The 23,290-nt window shown below is 71.9% G+C and carries 18 protein-coding genes; 15 read left to right on the top strand and 3 right to left on the bottom strand.

Going from position 1 to position 23,290, the window contains the following annotated elements:
* The first annotated feature begins 4 nt into the window (after window positions 1-4).
* The 10 genes from ABDJ40_RS21990 to ABDJ40_RS21945 all read left to right on the top strand — a co-directional run bounded on the left by ABDJ40_RS21990 (window position 5) and on the right by ABDJ40_RS21945 (window position 15,133).
* Complete coding sequence (locus ABDJ40_RS21990; protein ID WP_347612902.1) at window positions 5-916, top strand: alpha/beta hydrolase; 912 nt, start codon at window positions 5-7, stop codon at window positions 914-916.
* Between the two features lie 326 nt (window positions 917-1,242).
* The gene (locus ABDJ40_RS21985) at window positions 1,243-2,532 is read left to right on the top strand and encodes a solute carrier family 23 protein (RefSeq protein WP_347612900.1); all 1,290 of its coding nucleotides are present in this window, start codon (window positions 1,243-1,245) and stop codon (window positions 2,530-2,532) included.
* 144 nt (window positions 2,533-2,676) lie between these two features.
* Window positions 2,677-4,701: a diguanylate cyclase gene (locus tag ABDJ40_RS21980; RefSeq protein WP_347612899.1), complete on the top strand. Its 2,025-nt coding sequence runs from the start codon at window positions 2,677-2,679 to the stop codon at window positions 4,699-4,701.
* Window positions 4,698-6,791: a GGDEF domain-containing protein gene (locus ABDJ40_RS21975; RefSeq protein ID WP_347612898.1), complete on the top strand. Its 2,094-nt coding sequence runs from the start codon at window positions 4,698-4,700 to the stop codon at window positions 6,789-6,791. Before ABDJ40_RS21980 ends, ABDJ40_RS21975 begins: the two co-directional genes overlap by 4 nt.
* 62 nt (window positions 6,792-6,853) lie before the next feature.
* Window positions 6,854-7,726 (top strand): MBL fold metallo-hydrolase, encoded by an 873-nt coding sequence (locus ABDJ40_RS21970; RefSeq protein WP_347612897.1) that lies wholly within the window; start codon window positions 6,854-6,856, stop codon window positions 7,724-7,726.
* Window positions 7,723-9,384, top strand: a complete 1,662-nt coding sequence (locus ABDJ40_RS21965; RefSeq protein WP_347612896.1) for a SulP family inorganic anion transporter — start codon at window positions 7,723-7,725, stop codon at window positions 9,382-9,384. Before ABDJ40_RS21970 ends, ABDJ40_RS21965 begins: the two co-directional genes overlap by 4 nt.
* Before the next feature lie 146 nt (window positions 9,385-9,530).
* Window positions 9,531-13,580: a two-component regulator propeller domain-containing protein gene (locus tag ABDJ40_RS21960; protein WP_347612895.1), complete on the top strand. Its 4,050-nt coding sequence runs from the start codon at window positions 9,531-9,533 to the stop codon at window positions 13,578-13,580.
* A gap of 30 nt (window positions 13,581-13,610) precedes the next feature.
* Entirely contained in the window at window positions 13,611-14,267 is a 657-nt protein-coding gene (locus tag ABDJ40_RS21955; RefSeq protein ID WP_347612892.1) for a glutathione S-transferase family protein, read from the top strand.
* Window positions 14,268-14,300: 33 nt separating this feature from the next.
* A complete protein-coding gene (locus tag ABDJ40_RS21950; protein WP_347612890.1) occupies window positions 14,301-14,834 on the top strand; it encodes a GFA family protein in 534 nt (177 codons plus the stop codon).
* Between the two features lie 8 nt (window positions 14,835-14,842).
* Window positions 14,843-15,133 (top strand): helix-hairpin-helix domain-containing protein, encoded by a 291-nt coding sequence (locus tag ABDJ40_RS21945; protein ID WP_347612888.1) that lies wholly within the window; start codon window positions 14,843-14,845, stop codon window positions 15,131-15,133.
* Between the two features lie 7 nt (window positions 15,134-15,140).
* On the opposite strand, the gene ABDJ40_RS21940 is transcribed toward ABDJ40_RS21945, so the two are convergent.
* The gene (locus tag ABDJ40_RS21940) at window positions 15,141-16,643 is read right to left on the bottom strand and encodes an FAD-binding oxidoreductase (RefSeq protein ID WP_347612886.1); all 1,503 of its coding nucleotides are present in this window, start codon (window positions 16,641-16,643) and stop codon (window positions 15,141-15,143) included.
* 155 nt (window positions 16,644-16,798) lie between these two features.
* Here ABDJ40_RS21940 and ABDJ40_RS21935 point away from each other — a divergent pair, with 155 nt between their 5' ends.
* The 5 genes from ABDJ40_RS21935 to ABDJ40_RS21915 all read left to right on the top strand — a co-directional run bounded on the left by ABDJ40_RS21935 (window position 16,799) and on the right by ABDJ40_RS21915 (window position 19,976).
* Window positions 16,799-17,191, top strand: coding sequence for a hypothetical protein (locus tag ABDJ40_RS21935; RefSeq protein ID WP_347612885.1), 393 nt, complete (start codon window positions 16,799-16,801; stop codon window positions 17,189-17,191).
* A gap of 82 nt (window positions 17,192-17,273) precedes the next feature.
* Entirely contained in the window at window positions 17,274-17,840 is a 567-nt protein-coding gene (locus ABDJ40_RS21930) for a GNAT family N-acetyltransferase (RefSeq protein ID WP_347612883.1), read from the top strand.
* 28 nt (window positions 17,841-17,868) lie between these two features.
* A complete protein-coding gene (locus ABDJ40_RS21925) occupies window positions 17,869-18,264 on the top strand; it encodes a VOC family protein (protein WP_347612881.1) in 396 nt (131 codons plus the stop codon).
* A complete protein-coding gene (locus ABDJ40_RS21920; RefSeq protein ID WP_347612879.1) occupies window positions 18,261-18,743 on the top strand; it encodes a GNAT family N-acetyltransferase in 483 nt (160 codons plus the stop codon). The genes ABDJ40_RS21925 and ABDJ40_RS21920 overlap by 4 nt, the downstream gene beginning before the upstream one ends.
* A 72-nt stretch (window positions 18,744-18,815) precedes the next feature.
* Entirely contained in the window at window positions 18,816-19,976 is a 1,161-nt protein-coding gene (locus tag ABDJ40_RS21915; protein ID WP_347612877.1) for an acyltransferase family protein, read from the top strand.
* Between the two features lie 3 nt (window positions 19,977-19,979).
* Here ABDJ40_RS21915 and ABDJ40_RS21910 read toward each other — a convergent pair whose 3' ends face one another.
* Entirely contained in the window at window positions 19,980-21,668 is a 1,689-nt protein-coding gene (locus tag ABDJ40_RS21910; protein WP_269630700.1) for an AMP-binding protein, read from the bottom strand.
* A gap of 215 nt (window positions 21,669-21,883) precedes the next feature.
* Window positions 21,884-23,188: a tryptophan--tRNA ligase gene (locus ABDJ40_RS21905; protein ID WP_347612875.1), complete on the bottom strand. Its 1,305-nt coding sequence runs from the start codon at window positions 23,186-23,188 to the stop codon at window positions 21,884-21,886.
* Window positions 23,189-23,290 lie beyond the last annotated feature (102 nt).

Below are 23,290 nucleotides of genomic sequence, written 5' to 3'. Positions count from 1 at the left end.
GCCCATGAGTCAGATCCCGCAACCCCACCCGCCCCATCCCTCCGCGCCGACCCGCCCCGCCGTCGACCGCTTCTACGCCCAGGGGCGCCTGCTCCAGGGGCTGCGCGCCGGCCTGGACCTGCTGCAGCGCCACGCCCCCGCGCAGGCGGCGCGGCTGGCCCTGCGCCTCTTCGACACGCCCCTGCCGCCGCGCCTGCTGCAGCGCCGGCCCTCGATGGCCCCCTGGCAAGGCCTGACCCTGCCCTTCGAGACCCGCCGCCTGCAGCTGTGGCACCGGCCGGACGGCGCCGAGCGCCCGCGCGTGCTGCTGCTGCACGGCTGGAGCGGCCAGGCGGCGCAGCTGCGCGGCCTGGCCCAGGCCTGCTGGGACGCGGGCCTGTCGCCGCATGTGCTGGACTGGCCCGCCCACGGCCGCAGCAGCGGCTGGCGCACCGACATCGCCCAGTGGCAGCGCGCCCTGCAGGTGCTCACGGTCGAGCAGGGGCCCTGGGTAGGCATTGCGGCCCATTCCATCGGCGCCCTGGCCGCCGCCCATGGCGTGGCCCGCGGCCTGCCCACGCAACGCCTGGCCCTGCTGGCCTGCTCCGCCCCGCCCCGGCACCTGCTGGAGGGCTTCGTGGCCAGCTTCGGCCTGGGGCTGGCCGTGCGCGAGCGCCTGCGCCAGGCCCTGGAGGCGCGCGCCCGCCCGGGGCTGGCCGGCTTCGAGCCCGCCTGGCTGGGCCGGCACCTGGCGCTGCCCGTGCTGCTGGTGCATGACCGCCAGGACCGCGCCGTGCCGGCCGCCTACAGCGAGGCCCTGGCTGCGGCCCTGCCCCGCGCAACGCTGCGCCTGACCGAGGGCCTGGGCCACCGCCGCCTGCTGGACGACGCGGCCGTGCAGCGCCAGGTGGCGGCCTGGCTGGCCGAGGCGGCCTGAAGCCGCGTCGGTCACTGCCCCGGGCACCACGCCAGCCGTCTCAGGAGACCTGACCCCGGGGCGACAAGACCTGACCCCAGCAGCCCTTCATGGAGGCTCCGGCGATATATCCCCGGCATGGGTGCGTCCGCAAACCAGGCAAATCGTTACAAAATGTGCAACTTTCCGCGACGGGGGTCGCCCCATATAGGGATATAGCCCGAGCCGGGGCCGCTCCCCCGCTCACTACACTGCGCGCACAGGTGCCGGAAGCCACGCTCCCCTGAATCAAGGGGCCGGGAAATTCCGAGCTTCAGAAGTCAAAAGCAGCCTGAGAGGAGCGCGCTGTGAGCTGGATCCCCCAATGGCGTCAGGTCGCCGCCCTGGACGGGCAGGCCGTCGCCCCGGATGAACGCCTGGCCTGGCCGCAGACCGTCGCCCTGGGCCTGCAGCATGTGGTGGCCATGTTCGGCGCCACCGTGCTGGCGCCCCTGCTCATGGGCTTCGACCCCAATGTCGCCATCCTGATGAGCGGCATCGGCACCCTGCTGTTCTTCTTCATGGTGGGCGGCCGCGTGCCCAGCTTCCTGGGCTCCAGCTTCGCCTTCATCGGCGTGGTGATCAGCGCCACCGGCTATGGCGGCAGCGGTCCCAATGCGCAGATCGGCCTGGCCCTGGGCGGCATCGTGGCCTGCGGCGCGCTCTATTTCCTGATCGGCGCCCTGGTGCAATGGCTGGGCACGGGCTGGATCGAGCGGCTGATGCCGCCGGTGGTGACCGGCGCCATCGTCGCCGTGATCGGCCTGAACCTGGCCAGCGTGCCCATCAAGAACATGGCGCCCACGCCCTTCGACGCCTGGGTCCAGGGCCTGACCTTCCTCAGCGTGGCCCTGGTGGCCGTGCGCAGCCGCGGCCTGCTGCAGCGCCTGCTGATCCTGGCGGGCCTGCTGATCGCCAGCGTGCTGTATGCCGTGCTCACCAACGGCCTCGGACTGGGCAAGCCCATGGACTTCAGCGGCGTGGCACAGGCCGCGTGGTTCGGCCTGCCGCACTTCGCCAGCCCGCGCTTCGAGACCGGGGCGATGCTGCTGATCGCGCCGGTGGCCCTGATCCTGGTGGCCGAGAACCTGGGCCACCTCAAGGCCGTGGCCGCGATGACCGGGCGCGACATCGACCGCGACATGGGCCGGGCCTTCATGGGCGACGGCCTGGCCACGATGCTCAGCGGCGCCGCTGGCGGCACGGGCGTCACCACCTATGCCGAGAACATCGGCGTGATGGCCGCCAACCGCATCTACTCCACCGCCGTCTTCGTGGTGGCAGGGCTGCTGGCCGTCATGCTGGGCTTCTCGCCCAAGTTCGGCGCCCTGATCCAGACCATTCCGCTGCCGGTGATGGGCGGGGTCAGCATCGTGGTCTTCGGGCTCATCGCCGTGGCCGGCGCCAAGATCTGGGTCGACAACCGGGTGGACTTCAGCCAGCACCGCAACCTGATGCTGGCAGCCATCACCCTGATCATCGGCACCGGGGACTACACCCTGCGCCTGGGCGGCTTCGCGCTGGGCGGCATCGGGACCGCCACCTTCGGCGCCCTGCTGCTGAACCTGCTGCTGACGCCCCGTGGTCCGCGCCATTGATCGTCGATATCTGCGTATTTTTTTGACTAAAACGCGATGCCGGCCCTCGTCGAAGCTCCGCTCTCAGCGTCAAATCGGCTCAACGCCCCGTCGATGAGAACCTGCTCACGCCCCGTCCCCCCGCGCTGGCGCCTTGGCCTGGCGATGGGCCTGCTCGTGCTCGGCCTGACCGCCTGCCAGCCCGAGAGCAGCAGCGCCCCCCTGGCACAGGCGCCCTCGCCCGAACTGCTGGCCAAGCTGGACGAGATGGAGCTCACCATCCGCATGCATCCGCGCCAGACGGACGACGAGCTCCGCGAGATGGCCGCCAAGCTGCCGCCAGGCAGCCCCGCCCGCCTGGAAGTGCTGGGCCTGCGCGCGGTGGTCGTGGCGCGGGTCGACGAAGCCGAGCGCTACGAGGAACTGCGCCAGCAGCTGGAGCAGTGGCCGGGCCGCGAGGACGCACGCGTCGACACCACGGTGCGCCTGACCCTGGCCGTGACCGAGGCGCGCCGCGCGGCGCTGTCGGGCCAGGGCCAGAAGCTCAAGAAGATCCTGTCGGTCCTGGACAAGCTGGACGAGACCGGCCAGCCCCCCCGCCTGCTGCTGACGCTCTACGCCATGCAGGCCGGCCTGTTCACCGACCAGGGCGAATTCGACCGCGCCCTGCGCGCCGCGCACCGGGCCCTGGAGCTGTCCGACGGGCCCGCCGCCTCGCCCTCGCGCCGCGTCTTTGCCCGGCTGCAGCTGGCCGGCACCTATGCGGCCGCCCAGCAGTTCGAGCAGGCCGTGAAGGCGCAGGAGGAGGCCGAGCAGCTCGCCCTCAATGACAAGAACCCGCTGCTGCGCTACTTCATCGAGGTCAACCGCGGCTCCATGTTCCAGGACCGCGACCGCGCCATCACCGAGCGCAGCTCGCAGGCGGCCCTGGACGCCGCGCGCGAGACCGGCCTCGAGGACCTGATCTCCAACGCCCTGGCCAACCGGGCCGACGACTTCCTGCGCAAGCGCGAATGGAACGGCGCCATCGCCCTGACCACCGAGGCCATCCGCCTGGCGCAGAAGCGCAAGGACGTGTTCGCCGAATCGCTGGCCCGCCACAACCTGGGCATCGCGCTGATGCACACGGGGCAGGTGGCGCAGGGCCGGCAGGAGGTCGAGGCCGGCTTCAAGCTGGTCACCGACGCCGGCTCCGCGACCGGGCTGGACGCACTCTACGAGGAATACGGCCGTGCGCTGCAGGACGCGGGCCTGACGCAGGAGGCCGTCCAGGCCTACCTGAAGGAGCGCCAGTTCCGCCGCCAGCTCTACCGCGACGACCTCCGCAAGACCGTGCTGGAAGCGCAGGAGGCCCTGGAGGCGGACCGCCGCAGCCGCGAGTTCGAGCTGCTCAACCGCGACATGAGCCTCAAGAACGAGCAGCTGCGCGCCAGCCAGCTGGAGTTCCGCCTGTGGCTGCTGATGGGCGGCTGCGTGCTGGCCGCCGGCGCGCTGCTGCTGATGGCCTACCGCCGCGTGCGCCGGACCAACCTGGCCCTGCAGAGCACCAACGAGCGGCTCAAGGTGCAGAGCGAGCGCGACCCGCTCACCGGCCTGGCCAACCGCCGCCACTTCCAGGCAGCCATCCGCCAGCGCGAGGAGCAGGACCTGCTGCGCGGCAGCATCTTCCTCATCGACATCGACCACTTCAAGCGCATCAACGACCAATACGGCCACGCCGCGGGCGACACCGTGCTGGTGGAGGTCTCCCGCCGGCTGCGCCAGGCCCTGCGCGAGGACGACCTCGTGGTGCGCTGGGGCGGCGAGGAATTCCTCATCGTGATCAAGTCCTGCGACCCCGTCTTCGCCCAGCACCTGGGCCAGCGCCTGCTGGAGGCCATCGGCGGCCAGCCCGTGACCCACGAACGCCACACGGTGCCGGTGACGGCCTCCATCGGCTTCGCCAGCCTGCCCATCGAGCCGCACGGCGTGTCCCTGCACTGGGAGCGCGCCATCGACATGGTCGACACCCTCATGTACATGGCCAAGGCCCACGGCCGCAACAAGGCCTACGGCCTGCAATGGGCCGATGCCAGCGACGGCGAGGGCCTGCTGCACCTGGCCGAGCAGATGGAAGCCGCCTGGCACGACGGCAAGGTCCGGCTCTCGACGCAGGCCGGCCCGGCCCAATGGACGGAGCCCCGCACATGAAGCGCCTGCTGCCCCTGCTGCTGGCCCTGGCCGCCGGCACCGCCAGCGCGGCGCCCGGCCCGGCACCCGGACCCGCGCTCGCGCCCGCGACCGGCCCTTTGGCCGCCCCCGCGCCCGCAGGCGCCGCCGCCTCCAGCCGGGCCGAGCTGCGCCGCGAGGCCCTGGTGCTCACCCTGCTGGCCTACGACCACCCGGTGGAGGCCGCCCGCTCGCTGCGGCCCATGGTGCAGCTGGCCCAGTCCACGGGCGATGCCCCCCTGCAGGCGGAACTGACCCTCGCACTGGCGGCCGCCCTGACCTCGGGCCAGGGCGCCGCCGAGGCCGAGACCCTGGCACGCCAGCTGGACCAGGACTTCCCCGGCCATGCCCAGCTGATCCGCGCCATGGTGGCCGAGCGCCAGGACCATCCGCAGGCCGCCAGCGAGCTGGCCCGCAAGGGGCTGGAGCTGCTGCATCCGCCCTGTCTGTGGGACCGGCAGGAGGCGGCGCTCAGGGAGAGTGTGGAGGCCGGCTGCGATGCCACCGCCACCTGGCTGGGCCTGCGCCTGCTGGCCCTGAGCCAGGAAGCCACCGGGGCCGGCGCCAGCGCCATCACGGTGCTCGAACGCCATGTCGCACTGGCCCGCCAGCTCAAGCTGCCGGGACTGCTGGCCCTGAGTCTGGGGCGCCTGGCCGTGGCCGAGCATCAGCAGGACCAGGTCGAGGCCGGCCGCCAGCACCTGGCGCAGGCCCTGCAGGCCGCCCAGGCGGACATGCCGACCCTGGCTCGCATCAAGGTCTACGAGGGCGGCATCGCGGTCGCCCGCAAGGACCGCAGCGGCCAGCTGCGCGCACTCGAAGAAGCGGTGAGCCTGGCGCACAGCGCAGGCGCCCGCCGTGTCGAGGCCGTGGTGCGCAGCAATCTTTCCGACTTCTACCTGAGCGCCAAGCAACCTGAGCGCGCCCTGGCCGCGGCCCGCCTGGCCCTGCCGGCCCTGGAGGAATTCCAGGACCGCCGCATGGAGCGCATCGTGCGCCACAACATGAGCCTGGCCCTGATCCAGCTGCGCCAGTTCGATGCCGCACGCCAGGAGCGGCGCCGCCTGGACGCGATGCGCCCGGAGCTCGTCGGCGCGGCCGAGCGCAGCCATGAGCTGGAAGAGCTCGCCGATGCCTGGGCCGAGAGCGGCCAGTGGGCCGAGGCCCTCAAGGCCCTGCTCGCCGAGCGCGAGCAGAGCCGCCAAGTGCAGGAAGCCTCGCGCAAGGCCCAGCTGGACGAGCTCAGGCTGCGCTACGACAGCGACCGCAAGAGCGCCGAGCTGACCCTGCTGCAGCGCGATGGCGAGCTCAAGGCCCGCCAGGTCTCCAACAGCGTGCTGGCCCAGCGCGTGGGCATGGCCCTGGCCCTGCTGACCGCGCTGCTGCTGCCGCTGCTGGTGGTGATGCTGAAGAAGGTGCGCCTGGCCAACCGCCAGCTCAAGGCCAACGAGGCCCTGCTGCGCGCCCAGAGCGAGCGCGACCCGCTGACCAACCTCGCCAACCGCCGCCACTTCATGGCGGTGATGGAGCAGCATGCCGCCAACACCTTCAACGGCGCGCTGCTGATGGTGGACATCGACCACTTCAAGCACGTCAACGACGAGCACGGTCACTCGGCCGGCGACGCGGTCATCTGCGAGGTCTCGCGCCGCATCACCCAGGCCGTGCGCGAGGAGGATCTCGTGGTGCGCTGGGGCGGCGAGGAGTTCCTGGTCTTCATCCCCGGCGTGCCGCCGGCCCAGCTGCAGCAGATGGCCGAGCGCATCCTCTTCGCCGTGGGTGGCGAGACCGTGCAGACGCCCGACGGCCCGCTGCACGTGACGGTCTCGGTCGGCTTCGCGCACTTCCCGCTGCCGCCCACGGGCCTGTCCCTGCACTGGGAGCAGGCGGTCAACTGGGCCGACATGGTGCTCTACACCGCCAAGGCCCAGGGCCGCAACCGTGCCATCGGCATCGCCACCATCGACGCCCACGACACCGAGGCCCTGACCCAGATCCAGGCCGACTTCGACGCCGCCTGCATCTCCTCCCGCGTGCAGCTGCTGCAGGTGCTGGGCCCCACGACGCCCTGAGCCGTGGAGGCGGCCTCCACGGGGGGCCCCACCTATACTGCCCGGGCCCCGCAGGAGTCGTCATGCCTCACCCACCGATCCAGGCCCAGATCCACGCATTCTTCGACGCGGCCACCCACACGGTGAGCCATGTAGTGGCCGATCCGCACAGCCGGCGCTGCGCCATCATCGACCCGGTGCTGGACTACGACCCCAAGTCCGGCCGCAGCGGCACGCTCAGCGCCGAGCTCATCGCCGCCTGGGTGCACGAGCAGCAGCTGACGGTGGACTGGCTGCTGGAGACCCACTGCCACGCCGACCACCTCAGCGCCGCGCCCTGGCTGCAGCAGCGCCTGGGCGGGCGCATCGGCATCGGGGCGCGCATCACCGAGGTCCAGCAGGTCTTCCGCCGCCTGTTCAACGACCCCGGCATCCCTGTGGACGGCAGCCCCTTCGACCAGCTCTTCGAGGACGGCCAGCGCTTCGCCATCGGCGGCCTGGAGGTCGAGGTGCTGCACACGCCGGGCCACACGCCGGCCTGCATCAGCTACCGCGTGGGGGACGACGTCTTCATCGGCGACACCCTCTTCATGCCCGACTACGGCAGCGCCCGCTGCGACTTCCCCGGCGGCGATGCGGCCACGCTCTACCGCTCCGTGCAGCGCCTGCTGGGCCTGCCCGGGCATACCCGCCTGCACCTGTGTCACGACTACCCGCCCAACGGCCGCCCGCCCTGCTGGATCAGCACCGTGGACGAGCAGCGCGCGCGCAATGTGCACCTGCACGAGGGCGTCAGCGAGGCCGACTTCGTCACCCTGCGCCAGGCCCGTGACCGCACGCTCGCCATGCCCCTGCTGCTGCTGCCTTCGGTGCAGGTCAATGTGCGCGCCGGCCAGCTGCCCGCGGCCGAGTCCAACGGCGTCCATTACCTGAAGATCCCCTTCAACGCGCTGTGAAGCCGCTGCAAGCCTTGCGCGCCTACGCCCGCGGCCCCTGGCGGGAGGACCTGGTCGCCGCCGCCGTGGTCAGCGTGCTGCTGATCCCGCAGAGCCTGGCCTACGCCCTGCTGGCCGGACTGCCCGCCGAGGTGGGCATCTACGCCAGCCTGCTGCCCCTGCTGGCCTATGCCCTGCTGGGCTCCAGCCCCTACCTGGGCGTGGGCCCGGTGGCCATCGTCGCGCTGATGGTGGCGCAGGCCACGGCCGCCGCACCGGCGGGCTACAGCGCCAGCCAGGCGGCCCTGGTGCTGGCCGCCGAATCGGCCCTGCTGATGGCCGCGGCCGCCGCCCTGCGACTGGACGCACTGGCCGCGCTGATGAGCGTGCCGGTGCTGCACGGCTTCGAGACGGGCGCCACCCTGGCCATCGCGCTGAGCCAGCTGCCGGCCCTGCTGGGCAGCCCCGCCCAGGGCTCCGAGCTGCCAGCCCTGCTCGCCAGCGCGGCGGGCAGCGGCTGGCGCTGGCATGCGCCCACGCTGGGCTTCGGCCTGGCGGCGGTGGCCCTGCTGCTGCTGGGCCGGCGCCTGCTGGGCGGGCTCTGGGCCCGGCTGGCGCCGCTGATCGTCCTGCTGCTGACCCTGGGCGTGGCCTGGGCGGTGCAGGCGCAGGGCCTGGGCGTGCCGCTGGTGGGCGCGCTGCCCGCCCTGCACCCCCGTCTGCAATGGCCGCCGCTGGACCCCGCCCTGTGGCTGGCCCTGCTGCCCGGTGCCCTGCTGATCGCGCTGATCGCCTACGTCAGCAGCCTGGTCGTGGCCGAGGCACTGGCGCGCCGGCGCGGCGAGCGTGTGGACCCGCGGCGGGAGCTGATGGGCCTGGCCGGCGCCAACCTCGCCGCGGCCTTCAGCGCGGGCATGCCGGTGGCGGGCAGCTTCTCGCGCAGCGCCCTGCTGTACGACGCCGGCAGCCGCAGCCGCATGAGCAGCGTCATGGCCGCCCTGCTGATGGGCGCCGCGGCCCTGAGCCTGGCGCCCGCGCTGGCCTGGCTGCCGCGCAGCGTGCTGGCGGCCACCATCCTCGTGGCGGTGCTGTCCGGCCTGCAGTGGCGGCCCTACCTGGAAGCCTGGCGCTATGCCCGTGCCGAAGGCCTGCTGATGCTGGCCGTGACCCTGCTGGTGCTCAACGTCAGCGTGGCCGCCGCCCTGGGCCTGGGCGTGCTCGGCTCCATCGCCCTGCTGCTGCAGCGCACGGCGCGCCCGCATGTGGCGCTGGTCGGCCGCGTGCCCGGCACCGAGCACTACCGCAACGTCGACCGCCACGAGGTCGAGATCCTGCCCGAGGTGATGGGCCTGCGCATCGACGAGAGCCTGCTCTTCACCAATGCCCGCAGCCTGGCCGACGTGGTCCAGGCCCAGCTCACGCAGCATCCGGGCACGCGGCGCGTGGTGCTGCAGATGTCGCCGGTCAACGGCATCGACTACAGCGGCCTGGAGGCCCTGCGTGAACTGCACGAGAGCCTGCGGCGCCAGGGCCTGCGCCTGGATCTCAGCGAGCTCAAAGGCCCCGTGCTGGACCGCCTGCGCGCCGCCGGCTGGGAGCGCTGGTTCCAGGGCCAGGTCCACCTGAGCCATCACCAGGGCATGACGGCCGGGCAGGCGCAAGACTGGGTCAGCCCCTGAGCCCGCACACCGCGCGGTTCGCGTCGCAGGCCCGCCCACCGATTCGATGGGGGCGGTGTTGTGCCGGCTGGTCAGCGAGGCGGGCATTCGTTACCCTGGGGGCTGCTCGCAGCAGGGGTCGGCTTGTGGTGTCTTGGCTTGGGCTTGTGCAGAGAACCGGCGCCCGGATCGCCCTGATCGGGCTGGCAGCCGCCCTGCTGCCCGCTCTCGTGTGCGCGGCCTCCCTGCAGGCGCTGCCCTTCACCGCGCTCAACTCCGGCAGCGGCCTGCCCAGCGACGCGATCGTGGTCAGCTTCCAGGACCGGCGCGGCTTCGTCTGGCTGGGCACCACCAACGGCCTGGCCCGCTTCGACGGCCGGCACGTCCAGGCTTTCGCGGCCCGCCCCGAGCAGCCGGACACCCTCAGCCATCCCTTCGTCCATGCCTTGCTGGACGACGGCCAGGGCAGCCTGTGGGTCGGTACCAGCGACGGCGTGGACCGCCTGGCCCTGGCCACCGAGAAGATCCACCGCCTGGCGCTGCCGCCCGGTCTGGCCCTGCAGCAGCGCCGCGTGCTGGGCTTTGCGCCGCGCACCGGCACGCAGCTCTGGACGGCCCTGGCCGGCGGTCTGTACCTGCTGGACCGGCAGAGCGAGCAGTTCAGCCGCTGGGAGCCGCCCGCGGAGCTGACCCTGCCCGTGGGCCGGGTGCGGGCCTTCCTGGGGGATGGCCAGGGCGGCGTCTGGTTCGCCCAGGAAGACTGGCTGCTGCATGTGGACGCCCAGGGCCAGCTACGCCAGCGCCTGCAGCTGGGCGCGCATCCCATGGCGCAGGGCCGTCCCGCCTCGGAGCTGCTGCCCCGCAGCCTGCTGGTGGACCAGGGCGGCCGCCTCTGGGTGGGCCTCAGCGGCGGCCTCCAGGTCTGGGCCCTGGACCCGGACGGCAGCACCGCCCGGCCCGATGCACGCCTCTCCGCGCTGGACCTGCCGCGCAGCACCGTCTTCGCCCTTGCGCAGGACCGCGAGGGCGGCGTCTGGATCGGCATGGGCGACCACCAGGGCCTCTTCCAGTGGCGGGACGACGGCCAGGGCCTGCGCCGCTACCGCCACCAGCCCGCCGTGCCCGACAGCCTGGCCTCGGACAGCGTGGCCTCGCTGATGATCGACCGCGACGGGGTGCTGTGGGTGGGCAGCTGGGGCAAGGGCGTGAGCCTGGCCGACCTGCGCTCGGGCGGCTTCCTGCGTTACCACCATGTGCCGGGCGACGAACGCAGCCTCAGCGGCGATTCGCCCATGGCCTTCGCGCCGGACGACGCCGAGCATGTCTGGGTGGGCATCTACGGCGGCGGCCTCAACCGCCTGCACCTGGCCAGCGGCGACGTGGAGCGCATCCCGCCGGCCCAGCTGCCCCTGCGCAACATCAAGACCCTGCTGCGCGACCGCGAGGGCCTGCTGTGGGCCGGCGGCGATGGCGGCCTGATGCGCTACGACGCCCGCGCGCGGCGCAGCCAGGTCGTGGCCCTGGACGCCAGCAGCCCGGCCGCGGCCTCCATCAGCGCCCTGGTGCAGGACCGCCAGGGCCGCCTGTGGGCCAGCAGCGCCGCGGGGCTCTACCGCATCGAGCCCGGCGAGCTGCGCGCCCACCGCTACACCGCCCGCCCCGGCGTGGCCCAGGCCCTGCAGCACGACACCATCGACTGCCTGCTGGAGGACCGCGAGGGGCGGCTGTGGATCGGCACCAAGGGCGGGCTCTACCTGTACCGCCCCGAGACCGACGACTTCGAATTCCCGCTTGCGCCCGACGCGTCCCTGAGCCAGCCGCAGAAGCTGGCCGTGCACGCCCTGCGCCAGGACGTGCGGGGCCGCATCTGGCTGGCCAGCAACCAGGGCGTGCACGAGCTGCGCCAGGATGCCGGCGGCTGGCGCCTGCGGGACTGGTCTGCCACACCGGGCCTGGGCCCGGGCTCCTACGACGCCATGCAGGACAGCCTGGACGGCGAGATCTGGCTGGGCGCGGATGATGGCCTGGTGCAGCTGCTGCCGGACCAGCAGCGCGCCCGCCGCTACCCCGGCCGCTCGCGCTTCGGCGGCGGCGTCAACTTCGGCGCGGCGGCGCGCGGGCCCGATGGCAGCCTCTTCTTCGGCAGCACGGGCGTGATCCGCTTCCATCCCGCCCAGCTGCGCGACAACCCGCAGGCGCCCGGCGTGGTGCTGTCGGACCTGCGGCTCTACAACCAGAGCCTGCTGCCCACCACCCACGCCGCCGGCGGCACCGGGGCGGCCGTCAGCGCGCAGCAGGTGGGCTCCAGCGCCAGCCTCAGCCTGCATGACGTGGGCATCGACGGGCCGCTGCATGCGGCCCGCCACATGCGCCTGGGCCATGAGGAGGCCATGGTCAGCTTCGAGCTCGCGGCCCTGCATTTCGCTGATCCGCGGCGCAACCGCTATGCCTGGTTCCTGGAGGGCTTCGACCGCGACTGGATCCAGGGCCGGGGCGAGCAGGCCATTGCCACCTACACCAATCTCGATCCCGGCCGCTACCGGCTGCTGGCGCGCGCGGCCAATCCGGACGGAGTCTGGAGCCCCTCGCAGACCCTGATCGAGATCGAGGTGCTGCCTCCCTTCTGGCGCACCTGGTGGTGGCGCCTCTCCCTGCTGCTGGGCCTGCTGGCGCTGATGGCCTGGACCTACCGATGGCGCACGGCCAAGCTGCACGCCGCCCGGCTGAGCCTGGAGGCCAAGGTGGCGCAGCGCACGCAGGAGGTGGTGGAGCAGGGCCGCCAGCTGCAGGTCGAGAAGCAGCTGGCCGAGTCCCAGCGCGAGGCGGCCGAGAAGGCGCGGCGCAGCATCACCCTGCTCAGCGAGATCGGCCGCGACATCACTGCCACCCGCGAGCTGCCCGTCATCCAGCAGACGCTCTATGCCCACGTCAGCGAGCTGATGAACGCCAGCGTGTTCGGCGTGGGCCGGGTGAACTGGGACGCCGGCGTGATCGACTTCGACTTCGTCATGCAGGACGGCCAACCCTTCATGCCCTACCAGCGCAGCCTCAGCGCACTGGACCAGCCCTCGACCCAGTGCGTGCTGGAGGCGCGCGAGCTGATGATCGACGAGTTCCCCCAGGACATCCGCCGCCTGGACAGCCATGTGCGCCAGATCAGCGGCCAGGAGGACACGCGCCTGGCCGACGGGCGGCCGGTGAGCAAGGCGCGCTCCGGCCTCTACGTGCCCATGCGGCTCAAGGGCCGGGTGATGGGCGTGATCGCGGTGCTCAGCGAAAGGCCCAAGGCCTTCGGGCTGGCCGACCTGGACATCCTGCGCACCCTGGGCGCCTACGCGGCGGTGGCCTACGACAACGCCGAGGCCTACCGCCGCCTGCAGCTGGCGCAGGACCGCCTGGTGGAGCAGGAGAAGCTGGCCGCCCTGGGCTCCCTGGTGGCCGGCGTGGCCCACGAGCTCAACACCCCCATCGGCAACAGCCTGCTGATGGCCAGCACCCTGCGCGATGCCAGCAGGGACTTCCTGCGGCGGGTCGAGGGCGGCGGCCTGCGGCGCAGCGAGCTGCAGGCCTTCTGCGAGGGCAGCGAGGCCTCGACCCTGCTGCTGATGCGCAGCCTGGACCAGGCCGCCAACCTGATTGCCAGCTTCAAGCAGCTGGCGGTGGACCAGACCTCGGACCAGCGCCGCCGCTTCGACCTGGCCCAGACCGTCGAGGAGGTGGTGATGACGCTGTCCAGCCGCATCCGCCGCGAGGAGCACGAGATCAGCCTGCAGCTGCTGCCCGGGCTGGACATGGACAGCTACCCCGGGCCGCTGGGGCAGGTCGTCAGCAACCTGGTGCTCAATGCCATGCTGCACGGCTTCGAGGGCCGCAAGGGCGGCCACATGCGCCTGCTGACCCAGGCCCAGGGCGCGGACCGCGTGCTGATCGAGTTCTCGGACAACGGCGCCGGCATCCCGCCCGAGCACCTGCGCCGCATCTTCGAGCCCTTCTTCACCACCCGGCTGGGTCAGGGCGGTTCGGGGCTGGGGCTGCACATCTGCTACAACATTGTCCACACGCTGCTGGGCGGCAGCATCCGGGTGCAGAGCGTGATGGGCGAGGGCACCCGCTTCGTCATCGAGCTGCCACGGGAGGCCCCCGTCGACGGCCAGGAGACACCCGCCAGCCGCTCCCGGCACCCGGACGAAGGCTGGGAGCAGGGCGGCGGCGTCTGAGCGCCTGAGCGACCCATTCAAGGAGAGTCCATGCATGCCGTGCACGTTCTTTTCGGCTACCCCGGCTCCGGTTCCGCGGCCATCGAATGCGCCCTCGCGCTGGCCGGCCTGCCCTTCGAGCAGCGCCAGGCCGCGTCCTGGGACCCGAAGTCCGAGCTGGAGGCACTGACCCGTGTGAACCCGCTGCAGCAGATCCCCACCCTGGTCCTGCCCGACGGCGGCGTGCTCAGCGAAAGCGCGGCCATCCTGATCCACCTGGGCCTGGCCCATCCGGCCTCCGGCCTGCTGCCGACGGACCCTGCGGCGCGCGCGCAGGCGATCCGCGGCCTGGTCTACATCGCGGCCAACTGCTATGCCGCCATCAGCATCAGCGACTACCCCGAGCGCTGGCTGCATGAGCCGGATGAGGCCAGCTGCGAACGCCTGCGCACCGGCACCCGCGAGCGCCTGCATGCGCACTGGTGCCTGTTCGCCGACACCTTCGGCGCCCTGCTGCCGGCGCCGGACGCCGGCCCGCTGCAGCGCCCGGACGCCCTGGCCCTGCTCGCCACCGTGGTGTCCCGCTGGTCGGGCACCCGCCCCTGCCTGGCGAAGGAGCGGCCGGACTTCCTGGCGCAGCTGCAGCGCATCGAGCAGCATCCCGCCGTGCGCGCCGTGTTCGAGCGGCACTGGCCCACCAAGCCCTAGGCCGCGGCCCTTTCACTGGAGCGAGCAAACGCCGTGAATTCCTCTCCTGCCTATCCCATCGAGGGCGGCTGCGACTGCCGCGCGGTGCGCTACCGCGTGCTCGGCGCCCCGCTGTTCGTGCACTGCTGCCACTGCCGCTGGTGCCAGCGGGAAAGCGGCAGCGCCTTCGCCCTCAACGCCCTGTTCGAGACCGAGCGCGTCGAGTGCCTGGGCATGCCCCCCGAGCTGGTGGCCACCCCCTCGGAAAGCGGCGCCGGCCAGCAGATCGCCCGCTGCCCGCAGTGCCGCGTGGCGGTCTGGAGCCATTACGCCGGTGCCGGCCCGCTGCTGAAGTTCCTGCGCGTGGGGACCCTGGACGACCCCGACCTGCTGCCGCCGGACATCCACATCTTCACCAGCAGCAAGCAGCCCTGGTTCTCCCTGCCGCCCGGCGCGGTGGCCGTGCCCGAGTACTACGACCGCACCCGCTTCTGGCCCGCGGACAGCCTGGCCCGCGCCGAGCTGCTGGCGCCGCGCATCAAGGCCTACCAGAAAGCCCTGTGGGGCGACCCCGACACCCTCGTCTGACCCCTCCCATGAACCCCGCCAAAGTCGACCGCCAACGCCTGCGCCAGCTCACCGACCTGCCCAATATCGGGCCGGCCATGGCTGCCGATCTGCGCCTGCTGGACATCCTGCAGCCCGCGCAGCTCAAGGGTCGCGATCCCTACCAGCTCTACACGGCCCTGTGCCAGCGCACCGGCCAGCGGCACGACCCCTGCGTGATCGACGTCTTCATCTCCGTCACCCGCTTCATGGCCGGCGAGGACCCGCGCCCCTGGTGGGACTACACGGCGGAGCGCAAGGCGCGCTGGCAGGAAGGCTGAGGGCCGCTCAGGCCCGCTCCAGCGGCGCGAACACCCCCTGTGGATCGACGGCCGCCTTGAGCGCCTGCAGCCGCGGCGCTTGAGCGCCGTAATAGGCCCGCGCCGCGTCAGGCAGCAGGGCGTTGGGATAGTTCACATAGGCGCCGCCACTGCTCCAAGGCCGCATGCGATCCCGCATGCCCTGGGCCCATTGCTCGGCGCCGGCCAGGGTGCTTTCCGCCGTGCCGGCGGGGTACTCGCCGAGGTATTGCGCACTGAACAGGGCCTGGCGATGGACGAAGGCCGTGTCCTGCGGGGCCACGCGCGCGATGGCGCCCCCCATCAAATTCAGCACCGCCACGCCCGTGCCCTGGCGGGCCGCCACGCCCGCGGACAGGGCCGCGATGCCGGCGGCGCCCAGCGGCCGGTCGAAGAAGTCGGAGCTGGCCGTCATCGAGACGCGCCCCAGCAGGCCGCCCTCGCGCTGGCTGGGCAGGTGGCACTGCGGCAGGCTGTAGCTCTGGCAGGCGCCCATCATCACCGAGCCGTAGCTGCTGGCCTGCCAGGCCTGGAACAGCGGCTCGCGGCCGATGCGCTGAAGCAGCGCCGTCCAGTGGGGCTGCAAGGGGGCGGATTCGCCCGCGGCCACACCCCAGATACGGAACTGCGCGCCGCCGGCCGGCAGCACGAACTGGGACCAGATCGCCTCCGGCAGGCCCTGGGCAGGCCAGTCCTGCCACGCGGCCAGGGCGGCGGGCAGGGCCTCGAGGGGGAAGTCGGCCCCAAACAGCTGCAGCGGCCCGACGGCATGGGTGCGCAGGCGCAGCTGCGTCACCACGCCGAAATGTCCGCCGCCGCCGCCTCGCAGCGCCCAGAACAGCTCCGGATGGCGCTGGGCGTCGCAGTCCAGCAGGCGGCCGTCCGCGCTCAGCAGCTGGGCGCCCAGGAGCTGGTCGCAGGCCAGCCCCTGGGAGCGGTCGACGACGCCGAAGCCGCCGCCCAGCGTGATGCCGGTGACGCCCACGCTGAGGCAGCTGCCCGAGGCCACGCAGCGCCCGAGCGGAATGAGGGTGCCGTAGACATCCGACAGCGTCGCGCCCGCACCCACGACGGCCACCTCGCCCTCCAGCCGCACGCCATTCATGGGACCGAGGTCGATCACCAGGCCGCTGCCCGTGGAGCTGCCCACATAGCTGTGCCCGCCGCTGCGCAGGCTGAAGGGCAGGCGCTGGCTCAGCGCGTGAGCCAGGCCCGCCTGCACGTCGGCGGCCACGGCGCAGCGCAGCAGGGCCTGGGCCCGGCGGTCGTCGTAGCGGGCATTGGCCGCCACCCGCCCCTGCTCATAGGCCGGCTGGCCCGGCAGGAGCAGCTGGCCCTGGACCTGGCGGCTCAGGGCCTGCCATTCGGCGGGGATGGGCGAGGGCGTGGGGCCGGGCGTCGGCGTGCTGGAGCTCCCGCCGCCCCCGCAGCCGGGCAGCAGGAAGGCCGCGGCCGAAGCGGCGGCCCAGCCGAGGGTCTGGCGCCTGTGCATGGAATCTCCCCGTGTTGTGTTGCCAATTTAATACCAGTCTAATACCAACAAAGACAGGTCATGCGGGGGTTAGCACCGAGGGTGCGAGCAGGGCGGCGCTTGCTATCGTCGTGCCCGTCGGCGGGCAAGTGCCCCGCCTGCCTCAGGAGGCCCCCATGCTGCGATCCCTGGCGCTGGTCATCGGCTGCTATGTGCTGTCGGTCCTGCTGGTCCTGGCCACGGACCCGCTGCTGTCTGCCCTGTTCCCGGGCGACTTCGTCCAGGGCCGCATCCCTTCCGAGCTCCCGCTGATGGCCAGCACCGGCCTGTTCATCGGCATCTCCATCCTGTGTGCCTGGCTCTGTGCCCGCCATGCCTCGGCGCGCCCGGCCCGCCATGTGCTGTGGTTCATGGTGCTGGGCGAGTTGCTGGGCATCGCGGCCACCATCCCCAACTGGAGCAAGGGCTGGCCGCACTGGTACTGGCTGTCCTGGCTGCTGAGCTGGCCGCTGAGCTGCTGGCTGGGCCTGCACCTGGCGCGGCGAACGGCGCAAGGGCGCCAGGCCTGACAGCGAGGGGCCGTGCGCTGTGCGGCCACTGAGCCGCGCAGTGCTTGCCCAGGGGTGGGTGCATAACGTAGTCTGCGCGCCCATGCGCATCACCGCCACGTCCACCGCCACCCCGCAGCTCATCCAGGCCCGGCTGGACCTGCACGCGCAGGAGCTGCTGGCACTGAACACCGAGTACATGGCCTGGGTCTTCGCCGGCATCGAGCAGCACTTCGGTGCCCTGCCCGCGGCGCTGGCTGAACGTCCGGTGGCCGACTACGCCGCCGGGATGCTGGACAAGGTCTGCAGCGACCTCCCGCCCGCCGGCTGCTTCTACCTGCTGGTCGTGCCCGAGGCGCAGGGGCCGGCGCTGCGCATGGCGGGCATGGGTGGCCTGCGCCGCCTGGATGAGCAGCGGGCCGAGCTGAAGCGCATCTATCTCCGCCCCGGTTTCCGCGGCCTGGGCCTGGGCGCGCTGCTGATGCAGCGGCTCGTCGACGATGCCCGTGACTTCGGCTACCGCCAGCTCTGCCTGGACTCGGCCCCCTTCATGCAGGAGGCCCAGGCGCTCTACGCACGCCACGGCTTCCAGGACTGCGCACCCCATGCGGGCACCGAGGTGCCCGCCTCGCTGCAGTCCGGCTGGCGCTTCATGCAGCGCCAGCTCTAGACCCCATCCATCCACGAGGGAGTTCCCCATGATCGACCACACCGGCGTCGTCGTCAGCGACTTCGAGCGCAGCAAGGCCTTCTACCGCCAGGCCCTGGCCCCCATCGGCTACCAGCTTCTGCTGGAGTTCCCGGCCGCCGTGACCGGCCACACCGATGTCGCTGGCTTCGGCGAGCCGCCCAAGCCCGATTTCTGGATCAGCCGCGGCACGCCCAACCAGCCGCCCATCCACATCGCCTTTCGCGTCGGCACGCGAGCGGAGGTGGACGCCTTCCATCGCGCCGCCCTGGCCGCCGGCGGCCAGGACAACGGCGCTCCGGGCCTGCGCCCGCACTACCACCCCGACTACTACGGCGCCTTCGTGCACGACCCCGACGGCCACAACATCGAGGCTGTCTGCCACCAGCCCGAAGGCGGTGCATGAGCGAGCCCCGCATCCGCCTCGCCGGCCTGGCCGATCTCGACGTGCTGGCCCCGCTGTTCGACGCCTACCGCCAGTTCTACGAGCAGCCTTCAGACCTGACCCTCGCACGGGCCTTCCTGGAGCAGCGCCTGCGCCGGGCGGAGTCGGTGGTGCTGCTGGCCGAAGGTCCCGAGGGCCAAGGTCTGGGCTTCTGCCAGCTCTATCCCACCTTCTGCTCGGTGGAGGCCCAGCCCATCTTCAGCCTCTACGACCTCTTCGTGTCCCCCGAGGCCCGGCGCCTGGGGCTGGGCCGGGCCCTGCTGCGCGCGGCCGAGGGTCTGGCCCTGGAACGCGGCGTGGCCCGCCTGGACCTGACCACCGCCCGCAGCAATGCACGGGCGCAGGCGCTGTACGAGTCCGAGGGCTGGGTGCTGGACCAGGTCTTCCTGGCCTACCAGCGCTACCCCGGTGCCACCAGGCCAGCGCTGCAACAAGCGTAACGCGCCCAGGGCCTGCCCCGCGGGGCGAGGCTGCCCACAATCCGCAGCCTCGCTACCTCGCTCGACAAGCCCATGACCCTGCACAGCGCCCCGCCCGGCACCCACCCCCGCGCCCCCGGCCTGGACACCTTGCGTGCCCTGGCCATCGTGCTGGTCTTCTGCTTCCACTACCGCGTCTTCGTGAGCCGTGCACCGGACATGGGCTGGTTCTCCAACGTCGGCTGGAGCGGGGTGGACCTGTTCTTCGTGCTGAGTGGCTACCTGATCGGCGAGCAGCTGATGGCGGGCCTGGCGCGTGGTGAGCAGCTCTCGCTGGCCGGCTTCTACGCCCGCCGCGCCACGCGGACCTGGCCGCTGTACTGGCTCGTGCTGGCCGCCTTCTTCCTGCTGCCGGGCCAGCTCGGCGGGCGCGAGCCGCCGCCGCTGTGGCGCTTCCTCACCTTCACGCAGAACATCCAGCTGATGCCGGGCACGGCCTTCTCGCATGCCTGGTCCCTGTGCGTGGAGGAGCAGTTCTACCTGGTCCTGCCCCTGGCCCTGCTGGCGGCCCGCGCGCTGCGCCTGAGCCGGCGTCAGGCCTGGCTGGGCATCGCCGGCCTGACGCTGGCCGCCATCGCCTGGCGCCACCACCTGTGGACGCTGTACGGCAGCCGCGAATCGGACGTCGTGGGCTACTACCAGAACATCTACTACGCCACCCTGGGCCGCGCCGACGAGTTCCTGCCGGGCCTGGCCCTGGCCCTGCTGCAGCACGGCCATCCGCAGCTGTGGGCCCGGTTGATGCGCCATGGCCGCCTGCTGCTGGCCCTGGGCCTGGCCGCCGTGGGCCTCATGTGGACCGTGGCCGTGCACAACTACGTGCTGCCGGACGACAGCTGGGGCTGGTTCATGAGCGCCATCGGCTACAGCGCCATGGCCTGGGCCTATGCGCTGCTGCTGCTGGCCTGCCTCGCGCCAGGGCATGGGCTGTCACGCCGCACGCTGCCGGGGGCGCATTCGCTGGCGCTGTGGTCCTATGCCGTCTACCTGACGCACAAGCCCCTGGCCCACATGATGAAGCCACTGCTGCAGGACCTGCCCGACTGGGCCGCCTTCGGGATCACGGCCCTGGCCAGCGTGGCCCTGGGCGGGCTGCTGTACCACGCCATCGAGCGCCCGCTGATGCGCTGGCGCCAGCGCCGCTGGCCCGGCCAGTTCCGGCCGGCCGAGCCCGTGACGGCGCAGCCGGCCTGAGCTTCAGTCGCCGAAGATGATCTTGCGGCGCTCTTCCACCCAGGCTTCCAGCTTGGGGCCGAAGACTTCGTCGATGCGGTTGCGGCGGACCTTGAAGGTCGGCGTGATGAAGCCGTTGTCGACCGTCCAGGGCGTCTTCACCAGGATGAGGCAGTCCAGCTGCTCGTGCGGGTCCAGGCGGGCGTTGATGTCGTCCAGGTGCTGGGTCAGCTGGGCCATCAGCTGCTGGCGGTCGGCCTCGGTGCCGGTGCGCTGGGCGGCATCCGGCGAGAGCATCACGATGCCCACCGGCTGGCCCAGGTTGGCCCCGGTGACGGCGCAGGCCTCGACGGCATGGTGCATGGTCAGGCGGTCCTCGATGGGGGCCGGGGCCACGTACTTGCCCTTGCTCGTCTTGAACAGGTCCTTCACCCGGCCGGTGATGCGCACCAGGCCCTGGGCATCGATGCTGGCCTTGTCGCCCGTGTGCAGCCAGCCTTCCTGGTCCAGCACCTCGGCCGTCATGGCGGGTTCCTTGTAGTAGCCCAGCATGACGGCGGGGCTGCGCATCAGCAGCTCGCCATTGGCCGGGTCGATGCGCAGCTGCACGCCGTCATAGGCGGGGCCCACGGTGCCCGTCATGTCCACGCCGGGCTTGGTGATGTTGCTGATCGCGAGGTTCTCGGTCATGCCATAACCCTCGTTGACCGGCAGGCCGATGTGGCGGAACCAGTTCAGCAGGGCCACCGGCATGGGGGCGGCGCCGCCGGCGGCGATGCGGCACTGGTCCAGGCCCAGCGCCTTCCTCAGCTTCTTGCGCACCAGGCCGCCGATCAGGGGCAGGCGCAGCAGGCGTTCCAGTTTCTGCTCGGGCATCTTGGCCAGCACGCCCTGCTGGAACTTCACCCACAGGCGGGGCACGGAGAAGAAGATGGTCGGCCGCGCGCGGCAGACGTCGGCATTGAAGGTGTCCAGCGATTCAGCGAAGAAGACATGCATGCCCGTGCGCAACCAGCCGTGCTCCACCAGCACCCGCTCCACCACGTGGGCCAGGGGGAGGTAGGACAGCAGGCGGTCGGAGGCCGACATCGGGAAACGGCCCAGCGCCGCCGTCAGCGCCCAGGCGAAGTTGCCGAAGCTGTGCATCACGCCCTTGGGATGACCCGTGGTGCCGGAGGTGTAGATGAGGGTCGCGAGCTCCTTGGCATCGCGCAAGACCTGACCCTGCAGCGGCGCGGTGCGCGCCACGATGGCGTCCCAGCCCTCGTAGCTCTTGCGGGCGTCATCGGGCGACAGGGCATAGCTGATGCAGGGCAGGCCGGCCGGCACGCCGGGCTTCATGCCTTCCCAGCCGTCCAGCTTGCCGATGAAGCAGGCGCGGGCCTCGCTGTGGGTGAGGATCTGCTGCACGGTCTCGGCCGCCAGCGTCGGGTACAGGGGCACGGAGACGTAGCCGGCCATCCAGATCGCCAGGTCGCTCATCAGCCACCAGGCGCAGTTCTTGGACAGGATGGCGACCTTGGAGCCCTCGGGCCAGCCCTGGGACTTCAGGTGGGCGGCCATGCGGCGGACCTGGTCGGCCACTTCGGCCCAGGTGAAATCCTTCAGCTCGCCGCCGCCCATGGGTTGGGTCAGCGCCACACGGGACGCGGCTTCGCGCTCCCAGCGGTAGAGGCACTGAAGGGCCAGGGTGTCGGGGGCAATGGCGCTCATGGGTTTGTCTCCTGCTATTGATCGACTTGTCGAGCTCGATAGCAAAGACTAGCTACCCGCCCCCGAACAGCCTAGCGGGTTTGCTCGCACTTGTTCTGGACGCACCGCTCGAAACTGCAGGCTTGTGCTGCCCGGTGCACACACATCGTGCGGCAAAGCAGCCACAACAGCCGCACCGCGCGGCACGCCTGCCCGGATGGGCAGGGGAGGGCCGGTCAGGCGCTGTCGGCGGCCTGCAGGGCGGCCAGGGCTTCCTGCAGCAGGGCGTCGTCGACCTCGCCGCGCTGCACCGGGGCCTCGGCCAGTGCCGCGGCGCCCTCGCGCTTGAGGCGGGCCACCCACTGGCCGGCATCCTTGCCCTGGGCGAAGCCCTGGCTCTGCAGCAGCAGCTGGCCGTCGGCCGCGTTGAGCTTGAAGTAGAACTGGCCGTCGGCCTCGCGGTACTGCTTGAAGACCGGCAGGGCCGACTTGACCTTGGCCACGGGCGCCGTGCTGGCCTGCAGGGGCTGGAAGCGGCGCAGGCCCACGGCCTCGCGCAGGCGGGCCAGCAGCGGGGCGGCGATGGCGCGGGCCTTGGCGGCCCCCTCCTGCAGGATCTGCTCGATGCGCTCGGGATTGGCCATCAGCTGCTCATAGCGCTCGCGCATGGGGCCGATCTCGGCGTCGATCTGGGCGAAGAGGCGCTGCTTGGCCTCGCCCCAGCCCAGGCCGGCGCGCAGCTCGGCACGGAAGGCGGCGCGCTGCTCGGGCGTGGCGAAGGCGTCGAAGAGCTGGACCAGGGCCGTGCCCTCGGGCTCCTTGGGCTCGCCGGGCAGGCGGGAGTCGGTGACGATGCGGGCGATGGCCTCCTTCAGGCCCTTGGCGCCGCCTTCGAAGAGCGGCACGACGTTGTCGTAGCTCTTGCTCATCTTGCGGCCGTCCAGGCCCGGCAGCAGTTCCATCTCGGCGTCGACCTGGGCCTCGGGCAGCACGAAGAAGTCCTGGCCCTTGCCGAAGAGGTGGTTGAAGCGCTGGGCAACGTCGCGCGCCATCTCGATGTGCTGGACCTGGTCCTTGCCCACGGGCACGCGGTGGGCGTTGAACATGAGGATGTCCGCCGCCATCAGGATGGGGTAGCTGTAGAGGCCCATGGTGACGCCCGCGTCCGGGTCCTCGCCGGCGGCCACGTTGGCGTCCACCGAGGCCTTGTAGGCATGGGCGCGGTTCATCTGGCCCTTGGAGGTCACGCAGGTCAGCAGCCAAGTCAGCTCGGGGATCTCGGGGACGTCGCTCTGGCGGTAGAACACCACGCGCTGGGTGTCCAGCCCGGCGGCCAGCCAGGTGGCGGCGATCTGCAGGCGCGAACGCTCGATGCGGTCCGGCTCGTCGCACTTGATCAGCGCGTGGTAGTCGGCCATGAAGAAGAAGCTCTCGGCGCCGGGCTCGCGGCTGGCCGCGATGGCCGGGCGCACCGCCCCGACGTAGTTGCCGAGGTGCAGGGTGCCGGTGGTGGTGATGCCGGTGAGGACGCGCTGGGTCATGGTGGGCGGCTGTTGCTGTCAGGCGGGGCGCGGAAAAAGGCCCGGGAGGGCGCTATTGTCACCGCTTGCCGCGACAAGGCCAGCGCCCGGTTCCCCCGTACT

Source organism: Roseateles flavus (assembly GCF_039872765.1).
GTDB classification, from domain to species: Bacteria; Pseudomonadota; Gammaproteobacteria; order Burkholderiales; family Burkholderiaceae_C; genus Roseateles_B; species Roseateles_B flavus.
The sequence above is the reverse complement of the archived record's forward strand: the minus strand, read 5'-3'. Positions and strand labels throughout refer to the sequence as shown.

What these genes read in the sequence shown, in the direction of transcription:
- ABDJ40_RS21990 (WP_347612902.1), top strand. Translation starts at nt 5, where the DNA reads ATGAGTCAGATCCCGCAACCCCACCCGCCCCATCCCTCCGCGCCGACC.
- ABDJ40_RS21980 (WP_347612899.1), top strand. Translation starts at nt 2,677, where the DNA reads ATGGGCCTGCTCGTGCTCGGCCTGACCGCCTGCCAGCCCGAGAGCAGC.
- ABDJ40_RS21975 (WP_347612898.1), top strand. Translation starts at nt 4,698, where the DNA reads ATGAAGCGCCTGCTGCCCCTGCTGCTGGCCCTGGCCGCCGGCACCGCC.
- ABDJ40_RS21970 (WP_347612897.1), top strand. Translation starts at nt 6,854, where the DNA reads ATGCCTCACCCACCGATCCAGGCCCAGATCCACGCATTCTTCGACGCG.
- ABDJ40_RS21955 (WP_347612892.1), top strand. Translation starts at nt 13,611, where the DNA reads ATGCATGCCGTGCACGTTCTTTTCGGCTACCCCGGCTCCGGTTCCGCG.
- ABDJ40_RS21945 (WP_347612888.1), top strand. Translation starts at nt 14,843, where the DNA reads ATGAACCCCGCCAAAGTCGACCGCCAACGCCTGCGCCAGCTCACCGAC.
- ABDJ40_RS21940 (WP_347612886.1), bottom strand. Translation starts at nt 16,643, where the DNA reads ATGCACAGGCGCCAGACCCTCGGCTGGGCCGCCGCTTCGGCCGCGGCC.
- ABDJ40_RS21935 (WP_347612885.1), top strand. Translation starts at nt 16,799, where the DNA reads ATGCTGCGATCCCTGGCGCTGGTCATCGGCTGCTATGTGCTGTCGGTC.
- ABDJ40_RS21930 (WP_347612883.1), top strand. Translation starts at nt 17,274, where the DNA reads ATGCGCATCACCGCCACGTCCACCGCCACCCCGCAGCTCATCCAGGCC.
- ABDJ40_RS21925 (WP_347612881.1), top strand. Translation starts at nt 17,869, where the DNA reads ATGATCGACCACACCGGCGTCGTCGTCAGCGACTTCGAGCGCAGCAAG.
- ABDJ40_RS21920 (WP_347612879.1), top strand. Translation starts at nt 18,261, where the DNA reads ATGAGCGAGCCCCGCATCCGCCTCGCCGGCCTGGCCGATCTCGACGTG.
- ABDJ40_RS21915 (WP_347612877.1), top strand. Translation starts at nt 18,816, where the DNA reads ATGACCCTGCACAGCGCCCCGCCCGGCACCCACCCCCGCGCCCCCGGC.
- ABDJ40_RS21910 (WP_269630700.1), bottom strand. Translation starts at nt 21,668, where the DNA reads ATGAGCGCCATTGCCCCCGACACCCTGGCCCTTCAGTGCCTCTACCGC.
- ABDJ40_RS21905 (WP_347612875.1), bottom strand. Translation starts at nt 23,188, where the DNA reads ATGACCCAGCGCGTCCTCACCGGCATCACCACCACCGGCACCCTGCAC.